Origin of the sequence: Legionella bononiensis (genome assembly GCF_016786215.1) — a bacterium.
GTDB lineage: Bacteria > Pseudomonadota > Gammaproteobacteria > Legionellales > Legionellaceae > Legionella > Legionella bononiensis.
In genome coordinates this window covers 260,849-277,998 of the sequence record NZ_JADOBG010000022.1, presented here as the reverse complement: position 1 = coordinate 277,998, position 17,150 = coordinate 260,849, and the positions used below count along the sequence as shown (strand labels likewise).

The window sequence follows — 17,150 nt, the reverse complement described above, 5'->3', positions numbered from 1 at the left end:
GTAATTTTTAATCAAATCGGAATACGTCATCTCAAACGAAGTGAGAGATCTCCTGAAATCGGCAGGGTGCCTGCTTTTGGAGATCCTTCACTACGTTCAGGATGACGAAATGTTCGGGTTGATTGAGAAGTAACACAAACTCCTTTTGCCTCGACCTTTGGGTTATTCGTAAGTCCCATGTTAAAAATCCCCAATGTCTTCGCTAAAGGGATTTTTTAATCAAATCGGAATACGTCATCTCGAACGAAGTGAGAGATCTCCTGAAATCGGCAGGGTGCCTGCTTTTGGAGATCCTTCACTGCGTTCAGGATGACGAAATGTTCGGGTTGATTGAGACGTAACACAGACTCCTTTTGCCTCGACATTTGGGTTTTTCGCAAGTTCCGTATTAAATATCCCCAATGTCTTTGTCAAAAGGAATTTTGATTAATTCTTCGACAGTATGTTTTTCATCTTTAAGAAAATGGGCAATAATTTTATTAAGCTCAATACTTATTTGATCTTTACATTCTTTTGTTAATGGCCCGTTTATAGAAAGTTGATATTCCCCATGTTGATTCTTGGAAAAATAAACCCATAAGGTTTTATTACTGATGGGGCGATCCATGCAGCTAAAGTGGCTGGGATATGAGTAGTTCAGATGGGCAAAACTCATGTTCTGTTGCTCTTTAGCAAATAAACTGGGAGTAATGCTGATGAGTACTCTTAGTCTGTCTGGTTTTTGGAGAGGCAAATTCATATTAAATATTTGATTGATTTTATCTTTAATCAACAGACTGTTCTTAAACGTTTTTGTCCTGCTGAGATATTTGAGATAATAATTGATTACCAGAGAGTTTACTTTGCTTTCTTTAAATTGTTTCGTCAGGAACAGCTTGTTTAACGCATATGAAATATATTGGCTAAAGGTTAATTTAGAGTTTTTAAATCCTGCGTCTTTGATGAAATGGGAACATTTTTGATAGGGGGCTGTTTTCAGGATTTGTTCTTCAATTGCCTTAATGCAATCAATAAAGCGATACTGTTCGTTCAGAGTCAGGTTGATACGTTTGTATTCGGAAAATAAACCCACAACGGATTTGTATCGACTGCCTTCCCTACCGCTGCGAATCAAAATTACGGGTATTTTATTTTGGTGGCTGATTTTGTAAAAAGCAATTTGACAGGCGGCAATTAAGCCAGTGGTTACGTTAATATTGTGTTTTTTATGCCACTCAAAAAATTGGTCCAACATTTGATTTGGAATAGGGTAGTGACACAAAAACTGTGATTGTATGGCAGCATCGGGCAGATGATTTCGATGTCCAAAACTTAACAATTCAAATCCTTGATTATACTGTTTCCAAAAATCTATTTTAGTAGTCAGATTTTTTTCATAATGATGATTGTTGTGCTTCACATAATTAAAAAAGGATTCCTTTTCCGGAGTTGGAATCAGTTTTTTGCCCTGGGCAAGTTGCTCATAACTGTTTTTAAATTGACTGAATACTAATTCACAAGAGGCATCATCTACAATAATGTGTGGTATTAACAGATGCAATTCATGCAGATCGTTATTAATTTTATAAAGGCATACTCTGATTAAGGGTTGTTCTGATAAAGGAATAAGGCGCATTAAATTTTTATAGAATTCCATGTGAAGTACATTTCGTTCATTATTTAATGAGATGTCATGATAAGTTAATTGAAAGTGCCCGCGTCTTTCCAAGGTCTGGATGGGTTCATCCTTGTTAAATTTAATCCAAAATGCGCTGTGTTGCTGTACTACAAAATCAAAAGCTTGTGCCAGATAGTCTTTATTCAGTGGACCATGTATTTGCAGCTGCATGCCTATGTTAAAACTGTAATCCAGTTTATTCATTACCCAAAAGATGTACTGAAAATCACATAAAGGAACGGTGTGTTCTGTTAAGGGCACTGGAACGGAATAATTCGTTTCAGTGAGGAGCATAGGATATAATTCGTTGGCAATTTCGGTGGCAATCTTTTCAATCGTTGGACTATTAATGAAGTACTCTATGGGTAAACTCAGTTTGGGATAGCGCAACAGATCATGAATCCGGTTTCTTATTTCCAGGGACATGAGTGAATCCATACCCATAGAGAATAAATTGTCTTTTGCTGTGATTTGATTTGCGTTATCCAAAGCCAGAACATTTGCGGTGATGTGACATAAAGCTTGACTCAGCTTAGTAATGGACTCTTCTTTAGTACCTTGTTTTAACGAATTTAAAAAGTGATGGTCTGGTGCCGCAGTACCCTTGGCAAGATCCGCAAACAAGGCTTGTTTGGGAGAATGCTTGAAATAGATATCCCAATCAATAGGGCATGGAGCAATTTGAGATAAATGATTTGTTAATAACACATCAAGTAACTCGATGTTGTCTTTCTCTAGTGGCATAAAGCCCTGTTGTTGCATGCCTTGAGTCAGGTTTGATGTCATTCCTGTATTTTGAAAAGGTCCCCAGTTAATTGCAATTGCGGGTAAACCTTCATGATGGCGCAGATTCGCTAATCCATCCAGAAATCCATTTGCGGCTGCATAATTTGATTGTCCTTTAGCTCCGAGCAGGGACGCTGATGATGAAAACAGAACAAACAAATCCAGAGCTACCTTTTGGGTAAGCTGATGCAGAATCAGAGCACTATCCATTTTGGCGTTTAATACACTTTGAATTTTTTCCTCAGTCAAATTGACGATCAAGCCATCCTGAACGACTCCAGCCAGATGGAATACCCCTTTAAGTGGCATGGAATCTTGATTAAGGGTTTTTATCAAGTGTTCCATGTGTTGATAATTACTGGCATTTATTTGATGATGCTTTATGTGCACCTGTTTTTGTTCCGCATGTTCTATTAAAGATGTAATCGGGGCTGATGGTTCTGAACGACTGGTCAGATGGATGTGTCGCACCCCTCTGTTCATCAGGTATTGAATTAATGGTTCTGCTAATCCACCTGTTCCACCAATGATCAGATAATTGGCCTGAGAATCAAATAGCGGTTTTTGTTGCTCAGGGTTTAGGTGCAGATTTTTTTTCTTCAATCTGGGTATATAGATTGTGTCTCTTATCGCGCACTGTGTTTCAGAATTATTGGCAACAAATAAATAATTGAGCGATTCTTCCAGGGTACTTGCGGCGTCACAATCAACTGTATAATTTTGATTCAAATTTAATTCATTTCTAAAACTGTTCCAGAAAGAAACTGCCATGGTATGATAGGGATTTACTGGATCGTTCTCGTGTAAGGCATAAGCATGCTCGGTAACTAGAGTAAAGCTCTCGGGGCGGGACTTAAAGAGCATTTTGCAGCACTGAACCAATTCATTAAATTGACTTTGATCATAGATAAATACTATGTGTTTATGTTCTGTTTCTACCAAGGATTTGACTTCTTTAATCAGTTGATAATGGAGTGCTCCTAATCGTTTTTTAGCATGTTCCGGATTGTTTGAAATAACCAATAGCTCGGGTACTTTCTGTTGGCCTGGTTGTTTTTTATCAACTGGATTCCATTGGATCTGATAAAGATGGTGTAACAAGGATTCATAGGAAATAAACTGGCTGGATGTGACCTTTCTTAATTTAATCCCTTCGATATAAGCAATTAATAAACCTGAGTCATCATACATTTTTAAATCGAAACACAGATCGTTCGCGTGTTCAGTACTTCGTTTGGTCAAATGTACCCAAACGCTTCGAGGCGCTTCTTTGATGGTGGACATATGAGCTATGGAGTAGGGCACATAAGTCGCATGTTCCAGTGGATTCATACTGAGCAGAACAATGCTTTGTATTGCGCCGTCAAGTAATACGGGATGATAATGATAATGTGCCGTTTGAGTTGCTTTGGTTAGCGTTACTTTGGCAAGTATGCTGTCTGAACCTACATGACCTTCTTGAAGCACTTGAAATTCTTCGCCATAGAATAATGATCGATTTTTAAAGTGTTCATAAATCTGCGACAGATCCATCTTTTGTTCAAAGGATGACTTAAGATCGTCAATATCTCTATATTCTGGGGGAGCAATGGGTTTTGCATAACATTCCATTTCAGCATATTTCTGCCAGTTTGAATCTTGTTTTGCGAAAATGGTGATTTTGTATCGTCCATTATGGCCTGGTTTTACCAACAGCTGAACATCCTGACCCTGTCGGGGATATAAGGGACGTTCTATATGAACGTGTTCAACACACAAAGCGTTACTCTTGAAGAGTTCCTTAGCTGCGGCTAATCCGGTTTCAAGATAGGCCGTTGCCGGAACAACTACTTTATCAAATACTTTGTGTTGTTTTATATAACTTAAGTTATTTAAATCCAGCTTATTATTAAATAAGAATTCATTTCCTGGCATGGAGAGCATCTGCCCTAAAAGGGGGTGTATCACGTCTGCAGGGGGCAAGTATTCACTTTTTTTATCTGGCCAGAACTCCATGCGGTCAAAGGTGTAATTAGGCAATACAACGTGATTAAATTCAATGCCACTGGATTTATAATAGAGTTTCCAGTCTACAGGCACACCTTTTAAGTATTTTATTAATAAAGTATTAAGGGCTGAATAATTTGAGAGTTCGAATATCTTGTTTGGATCAGACGACAGGGCAACCTGGTCTGTATTAAGCAACTGGGCGGCTTCAGTGCTACTTTTAGCAACCAGAGTCAGACGATAAGGATAATGATCGCGGCACGTTGCTGCCGTGAAACAAATGTCGCCAAAATCTTCTTTAGTTGCTTCCAGATAGTGTTGATACGCTTTTGATAAATGAGTTAATGCCGTACTGGATTTTGCTGATAAAACAAGTACATGGGGCTGGCCTTGATGGGAAGGTCTTCTAGTGTCCTGTTGAGGAAATTCCTGAAGAATAACATGTGCGTTTGTACCGCTAAAGCCGAAGGCATTGATCCCGGCGCATCTGAGTTTTGAATCACTATTCCAATCCATATTGTGCAAGGCTATACGGGTATTATTTAAGGTAATATTGGGATTTAAATGATTGAAATTGAGTATTTTATAAATTCGTTTCTTTTGTAAACTAATAATGGTCTTAATTATGCCGGCAATGCCAGAGCTGCTTTCAAGATGCCCGATATTGGTTTTAACTGTACCCAGATAGAGAGGATTTTCCGGGTTGTGATGGGCACCATATACCTGGTTAATGGCATGAACTTCTATGGGATCGCCCAGAGGTGTTCCTGTACCATGCGCCTCAATATAGCTGATGTCTTCGCTTGATAAATTGCTTTGGCTCAAAGCCGTTTTCATCACTTCTTCCTGGCTTGTGCCGTTAGGAACAGTTAAACCTGCTGATTTCCCGTCATTATTGACTGCTGTGGCTTTGATAACGGCTAAAATGGAATCTTTATCACGTATCGCATCGGACACTCTTTTGAGAAACACGACACCACAACCTTCAGCTCGGGCATATCCGTCTGCTTTTTCATCAAAGGTTTTACATTGACCATCAGGAGCTAAAGCTTTGGCCTTACAGAGGGTTACGTTGGATTCAGGCATCAAGAGGACGTTGACTCCACCTGCCAGTGCGTAATCCGTTTCATGATTTTTTAAACTTTGGCAAGCATAATGAAGTGCGACCAGAGAAGAAGAACATGCAGTATCTATACTTAAAGACGGTCCTTTAAAATCAAAGAAATAGGCGACTCGACCTGGAATTAAATTCAATACATTTCCGGTAATCGAATAAGCGCTCAGCTCTTCATTGGAAAAGCCTGATTTTTCCAATAATGCATAGTATTCATTAGGTCCAACGCCGGCAAAAACCCCAGTTAAACTGCCGCGCAATGAATCTGGAGGGTAGTTTGCATGTTCTAAAGCTTTATAACAATGCTCTAAAAATAGGCGTTGTTGCGGTTCCATCAATTTTGCTTCACGGGGACTAATGCCGAAAAAATTCGCATCAAAATCTTTGATGTGTTCGATAAAGCCCATTTTAGTGACGTAGGATTTTCCGGGGGCATCCATATCAGGATCATAATATTTGCTGTTATCCCAACGCTCACTCGGAATATCCTTAATGCCGCTTAGCCCTTGTTCGAGCAGATTCTCGAAGGCCATGATATCGGGAGCATTAGGTAGGGCACAGCTCATCCCTATAATGGCGATGGCTTCTTCGCTTTTTTGCAGTGATGGCTGATCGGCCTGTTTTTGGATTAAATGTGTATCCAACTCGGATTCAATATGACGGGCCAATTTATTAATCGAAGGATGATTAAAGCCTATATTGACCATGATTTTCATGGCTGGCTCTAGTTTTTTCTTTAGTTCGTTTGCCATCTCGGCAATCATGAGCGAATCCAAACCTATTTCAAAAAATCCTTCATCTTCATCCAAATCATCAGCTGCAGACAGTTCCAGAATGTCTTTGCAGATTCCTGACAACATTTCTCTGCAGGCTTTAAATCGATTCTCTTTGTTAATATTGAGGTAATGACTTAACCACTGGGACAGGTCTTTATTGATGGATTGATTCGTCATGCCGCGATCATCTAAAAGCAGATCTTCAGAGAGCACTTGATAAAATCCGGGCAAGGGCTTGGGAACAAAATCCAGCATGAATTTGAGATAGTCTGGAGAGATGATGCTTGCATGCGACAGTTGGCCACTGAGTAAGACTTTAATGAATGAATGACCTTGTTCATTAGTGATTAACGCATCTTTCAGACCTTGATCACGAGACCGTTTATTGGCCATTCCAACTTCACCCCAAGGCCCCCATTGAATGGCTGTACCAACAAGGCCCTGGCGTTGACGTTCGGCAATCAGCAGATCTAGAAAACTGTTGGTCGCGCTGTATACGGATTCTTTATTACTACCGAATACTGATGAAATGGAGGAATAAACAACAAAAAAATCCAAATCACAGTGTTGGCTTAATTCATGTAAATGCCATGCTCCTTTTACTTTTGCTGAAAATAAATAATCAACATCTTCGTCTTTATGATCAATTAACGGGGCTTTAATCGCGGCTCCCGCAGCATGAATAATACCTTTTAACAAATGGTCTGCATTGAGCTCCATTATGAGTTTTTGCAGTTGCTCTTTATTGCTGACATCCACGCTTCGTGTGCGGATGGTTTGCTCTGGGAAGTCGATTAGAATTTTTTTTATAGCGGCTTTTAATTCAGGCTTATCAACCGTTCTGGAGATGATAATTACCTCTCTTGCTCCAGCTGAAAGCAGCGCCTGTGCGGTTACTAGACCCAATCCTCCACCACCTCCTGTAATGAGGTAGTGACCCTTGCCTGATATCAAAATCTTTTCGTCAATTAACGGTGTTTGTTTTAATCGAGAGACCATCCTGACACCATCACGATAAGCAATCATGTGTTCATGGAATTGCCCGTGGTTGTGGTTTATCTCATCAAGTACCTGATTGGTCAGGTTGGTTGTGTCTGATAGCTCCAAATCGATAAGGGTGGTATGGAACTGGGGTAATTCAAGACCAAGGGTTTTGCAAAATCCAATGAGGGGGCTATTGCTCAGATTGAGTGTGCCTAAAGGAAGTTCAGCTATAGCATTGGTTGTAAGAACAAATAAATGGGGAGTAAGCCCTCGTTTATTTAAATCTTTTATTAAATTCAACAGTTTTTTAGTGATGCTTTTTTGGAAATCGATTTTGAAATCACCAGATTCTGACTCAGTCGAATCCAGACCTGCTGCAAAAATTATCCCATACATTGTGTCCAGGGCAACGCCATCATCCTCAACGAAAATGTTTAATCCCTTCGCTTTAAAATCAGATTCCAAATGCTTTGCCCCAACCAGGAGCCAATTACTACCCTGGATTTTCCGATTATTTTTATCACAGGGTTGAATTTGCCATTGCATTTGGAAACACCAATTGTCAGGAATTGGAATGTCGTTCAATTTGTCTTTGGATTTTGTCCAATATTCTTTTCGGTCAAATTCATATAAAGGTAATGTAACCTTCTCAAATGGACTATTTAAAGACGTGTAAAACTCAGTCCAGTTTAGAATGAAACCGTCCTGATAGGCCGTTTGCAGTTGATCTAAAGTAAGTGGCTGTTGGGCTGATTCGTGTAATTTTTTTGGTGAATGGATGGTGTATTGATTGTTTTCAATTTGAGCTGCAGCTTCTTTAGCTGAACTTGCTTTAATTGCAACACGGTATAGAAAATGACTGCGGCACGTTGCTGCGGTAAAACAAATATCAGCAAACCGTTCTTCAGTGTTCGTTAAATATTTTTGATAACTTGAAAGCAATAATTCCAGCGAATGTTTGCTTTTTGCTGATAAAACAAGCAAGAACTCCTGTTGAGTAAGGGGGAGGGTTTCTTTTCGTTGTTCAGGTGCTTCTTGCAGGATTATATGCGCGTTGGCACCGCTAAACCCAAAGGAGCTGACTCCGGCACATCTTAATCGGGGGTATTCAGGCCAATCAATCGTTTTTAATGGAATAACTGCATTTTTTAATTCGATTTCCGGATTTAGTTTTTTAAAGTTGAGATGTTTGAATAATTTATGGGTTTTCAGGCTTAAAATTGCTTTGATCATGCCAGCCACACCAGACGCACTTTCACAGTGGCCAATATTGGTTTTTACTGAACTGATATAAAGTGGTTTCTCCTTGCTATGGCTTTCACTGAATATTTTATTCAGTGTATTGGCTTCTATTGGATCAGCTAACGGGGTACCTGTTCCATGCGCTTCGATATAATCAATATCTCCAGGAGACAGCTTCGATTTGGCCAGGGCGCTGCGAATCAGCTCTTCTTGTGCTGTGCCATTGGGTACAGTGAAGCCACCGCTCTTGCCATCACTATTAATAGAAGTCCCTTTGATTACAGCAAGGATATTGTCCTTATCTTTTAATGCGGTACTTAACCGTTTTAATACAATCGCTCCACAGCCCTCACTTCGGGCATAACCATCGGCATCTTCACTAAATGTTTTACATCGGCTTTCAGGGGATAACATCCTGGCTTTAGATAAGGTAATGTTCGACTCAGGGGCAAGCAAGGTGTTCACGCCACCAGCCAAAGCCATGTCGCAATCACCCGATTGCAGGCTCAGACAGGCATTGTGGATCGCCGTCATGGATGAAGAGCAGGCTGTGTCGATGACCTGGATGGGACCATGAAAATCAAAAGCGTAAGCAACACGGCCAGCCAAGGCATTCAAAACGTTTCCGGTTGCAAGGTAAATACTCAGATCCTCTAATTTGAGACCATTACCAATAAGGACGCGTGGATATTCATTCGTACCAACGCCAACAAACACTCCGGTATTGCTGTCTTTAATTGAATCCAGAGACAAATTCGCGTTTTCTAATGCATGGTAGCATATCTCCATAAACACTCGGAGCTGAGGCGACATGAACTTGGCTTCTCTAGGGCTGACATTGAAAAAATCGGCATCAAAATTTTTAATATTATCGATGAACCCCAATTGTTTGATGTACAGTTTGCCTAAGGCATTTAAATCCGGGTCATAAAATTTATCGTTATCCCATCGTTCCAGAGGAATATCGGTCATGCCGCTTTCCCCTTGCTCTAATAAGGATAAAAATGCATCAATATTTTCAGCCTTTGGAAAACGACAGCTCATGCCTATAATGGCAATAGGCTCAATATTGAGCACATTGATGGACGGTTGTCGTTCTACTGTGTCTGGCACCAGGATGGAGCGAAGATGACGAGCCAGTTTCACCAGATTTAACTGGAGAGACGTTAAAGTGGATGGGACTTTATATCGAGGAGCAAACGAATCCTGAATGAGATGATCCAGGGTTTCCAATGAATCAGTGGTAAGACCTAATGAATCAAAATCCTGATATTCGTCTATGTTCTCTTTATTAATCAGACTGGATATTAGAGCAGCAATTTTTTCTTTAATGACCTCTTCCTGTTCCGTTTTGGATTTTTGGTAAAATCCATCCAGCCAGTGGGAATTATCTGAGTTATTTCTTGGTTCGTGCCAGTAGGGTTTTCTATTAAAATGATAGAGGGGCAAATCTATTTTGTTAAATGGAGCTTCGTTGATATCAATCCGTACATTAGTACCAGCCAGATACTCTTCAACAAGGTGTTCATCAGTAGGCGTTAATTTTTTAATATCATGTTGTACAGTGACCTTTTTGATTTCATAATCTTCAGATTCTATTTTTTGGATTAAAGATTCTTTATCTTTCGCGATGATGGCGCAGCGGTATTTGTAATGATCACGACAGTTGATTAGGGTATGGTACATATCGCTCAGGTTGGCAGAAGTCTGTTTCAAATAAGTCACAAAATCTGCCAGCATCATTTTTAAAGATTCAGAGCTACCAGCAGAAAGCAAAAAACATGCTGCAGTGTCGTTGTTGATTGGAGAGACATGATGTTCCTGGATGGGCGGTTCTTCAACAATGAGGCTTACATTAGTTCCGCTAAATCCGAAATTAGAAACCTGAGCATATCTTTTTTTATTTTCACTTTTCAAATAATCGATTGGCTGAGTGGGGATCAACGCTGGTATTGCTTCCGGAGAAATGGTTGAATTGGGTGTTGAATAATATAAATTGGGAGGTATGGTTTCATTGTTCAGAGCGCAGATAACTTTTATCAAAGAAGCAATCCCTGATGATGAAATCGTATGACCTATATTGCTTTTTAATGCGCCAAGGATGAGCGGTTTTTCGATTGAATGATGGCCTCGGTGTATGTGTTGAATGGCATTAAATTCGACGGAATCGCCAATCACGGTACCTGTGCCATGGGTTTCAATATAATCGATGTCCTGTGCGCTGAGGTTCGCTTGTTCCAGGACTGCCTGATGCATGGCAATTTGCGCATTAATATTCGGCGCAACAAGACTGCCTTCGTCACCATCGTGATTCATGACGATGCTTTTTATCTGAGCCAGGATGGTGTCGTTGTCCTTTAGTGCGTCACTCAACCGTTTAACAATTACTACAGCACAACCTTCACTGCGGACAAAACCATCTGCTTTAATATCAAAACTGCTGCAATGCCCTGTTGCTGACAGCATATTGGCTTTAGTCAAACCTATAAAATTTTCGGGGCAAAGGTTGAGATGAACACCACCAACGATCGCCATGTTGCATTGGTGCGTGTGAAGATCGGTTGCGGCAACATAAAGCGCTGATAAGGAGGAAGAACATGCTGTATCGACAGTCATGCTGGGTCCTCTAAGATTTAAAAAGTGACAGAGTCTTCCCGGGGCGGCGCTATTTGCAGCGCCAATCTGCGTGTATTCATTAAACTGGATGTTATCTTTATAGTTGAGGTGACTGTAATCCTGAGAGGAAATGCCGCAATACACTCCAGTCTTACTGCCATCCAGGGATTCATGGGTGATGTTGGCGTGGTTTAATGCTCGAATGGCTACTTCTAAAAACAGTCGGTGCTGGGGGTCAATTTGTTTGGCTTCAGCTGGGGATATTTTAAAGAAATCTGAATCAAACATCTGAGCATTGTTTAAAAAACCGCCTAATCGACTGACTATTTTGTCCGCTTTTTTTCTGTCGGGGTCATAATACTGATCATGATTCCAGCGATTTTCAGGAACTTCTTTAATTGGGCTTTGTCCATGCAGTAACAGGTTATAAAATGCCTTAACATTCTCTATATCTGAGTCAACACCAGGAAACTGGCAATTCATCCCAATAATTGCCAACGGCTCATTCATGTCAATAGATTTGTCATGTCGCTGTTTTTTTAACACCTTTTGCTCCCTGTAATGCCTGAACACTCTATATTGCATGGCCGTAGAGGCGGTACTGACAGAAATAATAAGTCGTAAGGACGATCAATCCCTATCATCGTCTGTGCGTGTTGATTGTATTAATTCTAAAGAAAAAATAGATATTCTCATATCAATTATAAACCATCAAGGCATAGATGAGGAAATGAACGTGTTATTGATTTATAAGAATATTTTTAAGTGTTGAGAAATAAATTCAAGCACAAAATGATCCTTTTCTCTTAAAAGTGAGAGGAGAGGTTTAGTGTGTAAATGGATTGTGCAGTTGTTTAGAACCCCTCATCCCCAGCCCTTCTCCCTTAAAGGGAGAAGGGAGAGTTAGTGTGTAAATGGATTGTGCAGTTGTTTAGAAACCCTCATCCCCAGCCCTTCTCCCTTAAAAGGGAGAATGGAGGGTTGTGTGCCGGTATCACTCAAATCATTTGAACGCAACTCTCCCTTCTCCCTTTTAAGGGAGAAGGGCCGGGGATGAGGGTTTTAAATAATATAAATAAATTTGATATACTAATGCAGCACAACAAACCTCTTAATGGAATCTAAATAAAATATCAGGAACATGATGCAAGAACTCGCAAGGAACCGAAGAAAAAACCAAACGAATGCAGAAAACCGTATGTGGTACTATCTTCGAAACAGAAGATTGGGTGGTTATAAATTTGTACGCGAACAGGTTATTGGTCAATATATTGCGGATTTTGTTTGTCGAGAGAGCAAATTAATAATTGAAGTAGATGGTGGTCAACATATGGCTGCTGAAGCATATGATCACCAACGCACCAAGGATTTGGAAGCAGTTGGTTATCGAGTGATGCGTGTCTGGAATAATGAAGTCTTTAGCAATATTCAAGGTGTAATGGAGCGTATTTTAAGTTTGCTTGAGGGGGGCCAGTTGATAAGAAACCCTCATCCCCAACCCTTCTCCCTTAAAAGGGAGAAGGGAGGGTTAGCGTGAAAGTGGATTGTGTAGTTGTTTAGAACTCCTCATCCCCAGCCCTTCTCCCTTAAAAGGGAGAAGGGAGGGTTAGCGTGAAAGTGGATTGTGTAGTTGTTTAGAACCCCTCATCCCCAACCCTTCTCCCTTAAAAAAGGGGGAAGAGAGCAGTTGTGTGCCTGAATTTAGCACTTGCGTTCAAATTAGAATACAGAACTAAAGGACGCCCATGAATATTTTAAAATCGTGGATTGCGAAACAGGATATTTTTTAATATCCTGAATTATCGCACTATTTATTAATGAACCTATGATAAAGTCATGGATCACAGCATGGTTTACCAAAGGAGAAGACCAGGACTTTATTGAACAACCTGTTTCTCCATCTACAGCACCTGTAACTCCAAGGCCTAATGCCGATTTTTATAATAATTATTTCACGCTTATTGCCAGTGGCGCCCGACTAAAGTTGGTGGAGGCAATGTTTAATCTCAATATATTTTCCTTGTTTGAACATCAGGAGTGTGTTTCTGAACAGGAAATTATTGATCAATTGCAGTTAATGCCGATTAGAGCAAAGAAATGGTTGCATTTGCTGAGTTCGGAACATTTTTTAATTAAAACTACAACCAAAGATTATCAGACAGCCTATAAATTACCGAAAGAATTTGTCTTCTTTATGAATAGTGATTTATGGTGGGGTATTCGTTTCTTTTTTGGTACCTGGAGGGTAGGGGCGGAAGAAAATTTAACTGATGTGCTTCGCTTTGGTAAAGTGAAAGTCCCTGTATCCTGGCCTCCCAAAACAGATGAAGAAACATACTGGCTTGAACACTGGATGGCAAAAACAGCAGATCAACCTGTACAGAATATATTGACGCAAATCGATTTTAGTAAGGTGAGCAGAGTATTGGATGTGGGCGGAGGTGATGGAACCATGGCCTGCGAGTTTGCTCGTGTACATCCTCATATTGAGGTTACAGTCTACAATCTACCTAAAGCAGCAGAACTGGCAAGACAAAATATCGATTCGCAAGGTTTAAGTGATAGAGTCAGCGTATATGAGGGCGATTTTATTAAGGATGATGCCTTTCCATTAGGGTTTGATCTTATTTTATTTACCCGTGTTTTATTTGACTGGAATGAGAAAGTCGATAGAAAATTGTTACGAATGGCCTATCAATGTTTACCTGAAAATGGTCTTGTAGGTATTTGTGAATTTTATAAGGAAGAGAATCGTGATCGCTGTCTCGCATCTGAATATCGTTATCTGTTTCATGATGACTTTGCCCCCCATGTGATGAAAACAGCAGCCTGTTATCGAGCTATATTAGAGGAGATCGGTTTTACTGTAGTCATACCCAACACGCAACCAAAAATTGGGTTTTCTTATACCTCATTGATATTGGCTCAAAAATAACAGAGTTATCTAAATTGATTGATGTGTCTTTTATGGGGTTTTAATTTAACTATTTGTGGAATATTTGTATTTTCTATATTCCTTATTCCAACTGAACGATTAAGAATTATATGATTATCTCACGGCTAAAAAAGTGGTTATCCCAAAGCGACAGCAGAATGTCTCGTGAGGAGACCCAGTCTTCAATGGAACCCAAAACATATAATGCCGATTTTTATTTGAATTATTTCTCACTCATCGCTAAGGGCGCACGACTTAAACTGGTAGAAGCAATGTTTAGGCTCAACATGTTTTCATTGTTTGAACAACAGAGTTGTGTTTTAGAGCGTGACATTATTGAGCAATTGGGACTAATGCCCAAAAGGGCGGTTAAATGGCTTCATCTTCTTTGTGACGAGCAGTTTTTAGTAAAAATAACAACAGCTGATGCTCAAGTGGCATACCGATTACCGGATGAGTTTATTCCTCTTTTGCAAGGAGAGAGAAAAGACTGGATGAGTATGTTTTTTGCATCCTGGAGCGAAATCGCCGATGAAAATTTAACTGAAGTATTACGTTTTGGCCCTATCAGGAAACAGGTGTTCTGGCCTCCTAAAACCGAAGAGGAAGTTAAAAAGGTTGAGGGTTGGATGACTCATACAGCAGATCAACCTCTTCGTTGTATATTAGATCATATTGATTTCCGCAAGGTGACCAAACTACTTGATGTCGGGGGTGGAGATGGGACTATGGCCTGTGCTTTTGTAAAAGCTTATCCTCATTTGCACGCTTCAGTATACAATTTGCCTCTTTCAGCCGAGTTAGCAAGGAACACTATTGAAGAGAATCGGTTAAGAGGGCAAGTGAGTGTAATAGAGGGAAATTTTATTGAAGAAGACACTTTTCCATTAGGATTTGATTTGATTTTGTTTTCGCGGATATTGTTTGATTGGGATGAAACTTTATGCAGAAAATTGTTGCGAATGGCTTATAAGGCATTACCTGAGAAAGGGTTGGTAGCTATTTGCGAATTTTACAAGGATGAAGCGGATCCGGCTTGCCTTGTTGCAGAATACCGGTACATTTTTTTTGATGCTTTTGCCGTACATATTATGAAAACGCCAGAGGAATACCATGCCATGTTGGAGGATATAGGTTTTAAGATCATAATACCCAATACCCAAAAACAGCAGCCCCTTTATGATTGTACTTTGATACTGGCTCAGAAATAGAGGGGATTTCTTGCGTGGTAATCGATTAAGCTTTAGTCATACATGCATACAATAGTCTATCGCCTGTGTGAGCTTCTTTTCCATGCATAAAGGTAAAGTTATCAACGATCATAAAGTCTCCCGCCTGCCAATAAATTGGGTAGGTATGCTGTTGAATTACTTGATTGATTTGATTGATTTCAGTGGGAGAAAAAGGGGTATTATTACCGTAATGACATACTATAGGTACTATGTCTTTAGCGATCAGATACCGATTCACCAGATATTGGTATGTCGGTAACGCGTTTAATTCACCATAGAGTAAATTGGAATAAAAATTTAAATAACCTGCTGAATTGAACCAAAGCGTTTGATTGGTAACAGGATGGGGTACCGCTCCAGGTAAATAGTTGAGGACAATTAAATCAGTACCACCATGAACCCATTTCCATTGCAAACCCTCATTTTTTAATCGTTCTTCAATCTGCTTTTTCTCTTCTGTGCCAAAATAGTTCATCCAGGTTCGGGCACTGCTGGCGTTTAAAATCGATTGTATCAGGTATTGTTTGATCGATTTGCCATGAAAAAATTGCTTGTACACTATGCCAAAGTTCATTATTTTTTTTTGAATCGCTTCTGGTATATCCAGCCAAATGGCTCCCGCATTTCCAAGAAGCGTTGCCCCACCTTCCGGAGCTGGAGTATTGCAACAAAAATAGATATGGTTTGGTGGGTTTTTTGTTCTCGGTTTTTCATGATGAAGGGGCAAAAAAATATGAGCAGGGAGATCGCTGGAGGTATATATTTCATTGGCTAATATGGTTCGTGCGATTTCATAATCTTTAGTGCTGCAACGAATACCCAGGTTGCATGCGTCAATAGCTTTTGAAAAACTGTCAACGTCCTGGCAGGCAAAGCCTCTAAATAAAAGAGCTCCGTATTCAGCAAGTTGTTTTAAAAATTCTGGTCGATGCTGATGAATAAGCTCAGATAACGCGTCAGGATTGATATTTTTAGCAGTAGTTGAGTTAACTATCATGGGTATGTTTAACTCAGGATCAATCATTATTTTAAAATCCATTTTATCCCCGGATGGTTATTTTATCGCTTCTAAATAAATGGGGCGGGTTTCATAATATAATTTCCCCCCGTAGTGGCGATTACAGTGTTTCTGGAACACTTCTAAGAGATCTTCAATAATAGCGTCTACTTCATTGGGTGGAAACGTTTTTATGAAGGGAAGGGTTAACAGTAAATTTTTAAAATAACTGATATCAGGAAAATAAACATAAGTCGTTTTTAAATTCAGTTTCAATCGTTTAAACGGAAGTTTTATTAATGTATTTAGAACATGATAAAAATAATTTTGATATTCATTGCTGGAGTTAATGTATCGTTCCGTTAGAAATTGATAGCGATGTTGGCTGGCTAATTCATAACAGGTTTTATAGATGCTGTTGCTGGAGAAAGAGGAAAACAAGGCATATATTCTACCGCCTTCAGTCAAAGCATGATACATATTGGGAAAGGATAGGCTGATGTCTGTCCAATGCAAACACCAAAAAGAAAGAATGAAATCAAATTGCTTTGCTGGTTGATAGTGTTCGATATTGTGTTGTTCAAAAGTGAGCGTCTTGCAGGCCCAATGGTGATTCGCATGCTTGATCATTTCCGCAGAACTGTCGATTCCAATCATGTGCCCATTTTTTAAATGATCGGCCAGGAAGCGACTGTATTGTCCATCACCACAGCCGACATCTAAAATTCTCCCAAAGGGCTTTACTTCAAAGCTCTTTCTGAAGTCTTCGCTTGTTTCATTTTGAAAATAGTTTCCCTTAGTATAATTTTCGGGATTCCAATCCAT

Annotated in this window: 7 protein-coding genes; 3 read left to right on the top strand and 4 right to left on the bottom strand. The window is 39.8% G+C overall.

From position 1 onward, the window contains the following. Positions 1-26 precede the first annotated feature (26 nt). On the bottom strand, positions 27-179 hold the full coding sequence (locus tag IZU94_RS14885; protein ID WP_203112301.1) for a hypothetical protein: 153 nt from the start codon (positions 177-179) through the stop codon (positions 27-29). 209 nt (positions 180-388) lie between these two features. After that, positions 389-11,671 carry an SDR family NAD(P)-dependent oxidoreductase gene (locus tag IZU94_RS14880; RefSeq protein ID WP_238400530.1) on the bottom strand — a complete coding sequence of 3,761 codons (11,283 nt, stop codon included), beginning with the start codon at positions 11,669-11,671 and terminating at the stop codon, positions 389-391. Between the two features lie 631 nt (positions 11,672-12,302). Between IZU94_RS14880 and IZU94_RS14875 the strand changes: the two genes are divergently transcribed. The 3 genes from IZU94_RS14875 (at position 12,303) to IZU94_RS14865 (ending at position 15,307) form a co-directional block, all read left to right on the top strand. Then, positions 12,303-12,698 carry an endonuclease domain-containing protein gene (locus IZU94_RS14875; protein WP_203112288.1) on the top strand — a complete coding sequence of 132 codons (396 nt, stop codon included), beginning with the start codon at positions 12,303-12,305 and terminating at the stop codon, positions 12,696-12,698. A 288-nt stretch (positions 12,699-12,986) separates the two neighbouring features. Beyond that, positions 12,987-14,096, top strand: coding sequence for a methyltransferase (locus IZU94_RS14870; RefSeq protein WP_203112285.1), 1,110 nt, complete (start codon positions 12,987-12,989; stop codon positions 14,094-14,096). Between the two features lie 110 nt (positions 14,097-14,206). Then, the gene (locus IZU94_RS14865) at positions 14,207-15,307 is read left to right on the top strand and encodes a methyltransferase (RefSeq protein ID WP_203112282.1); all 1,101 of its coding nucleotides are present in this window, start codon (positions 14,207-14,209) and stop codon (positions 15,305-15,307) included. Between the two features lie 25 nt (positions 15,308-15,332). On the opposite strand, the gene IZU94_RS14860 is transcribed toward IZU94_RS14865, so the two are convergent. Together IZU94_RS14860 and IZU94_RS14855 are read right to left on the bottom strand one after the other, a co-directional pair. Next, the gene (locus IZU94_RS14860; protein WP_203112279.1) at positions 15,333-16,367 is read right to left on the bottom strand and encodes a TauD/TfdA family dioxygenase; all 1,035 of its coding nucleotides are present in this window, start codon (positions 16,365-16,367) and stop codon (positions 15,333-15,335) included. A 15-nt stretch (positions 16,368-16,382) separates the two neighbouring features. After that, a complete protein-coding gene (locus IZU94_RS14855) occupies positions 16,383-17,150 on the bottom strand; it encodes a class I SAM-dependent methyltransferase (RefSeq protein ID WP_203112269.1) in 768 nt (255 codons plus the stop codon).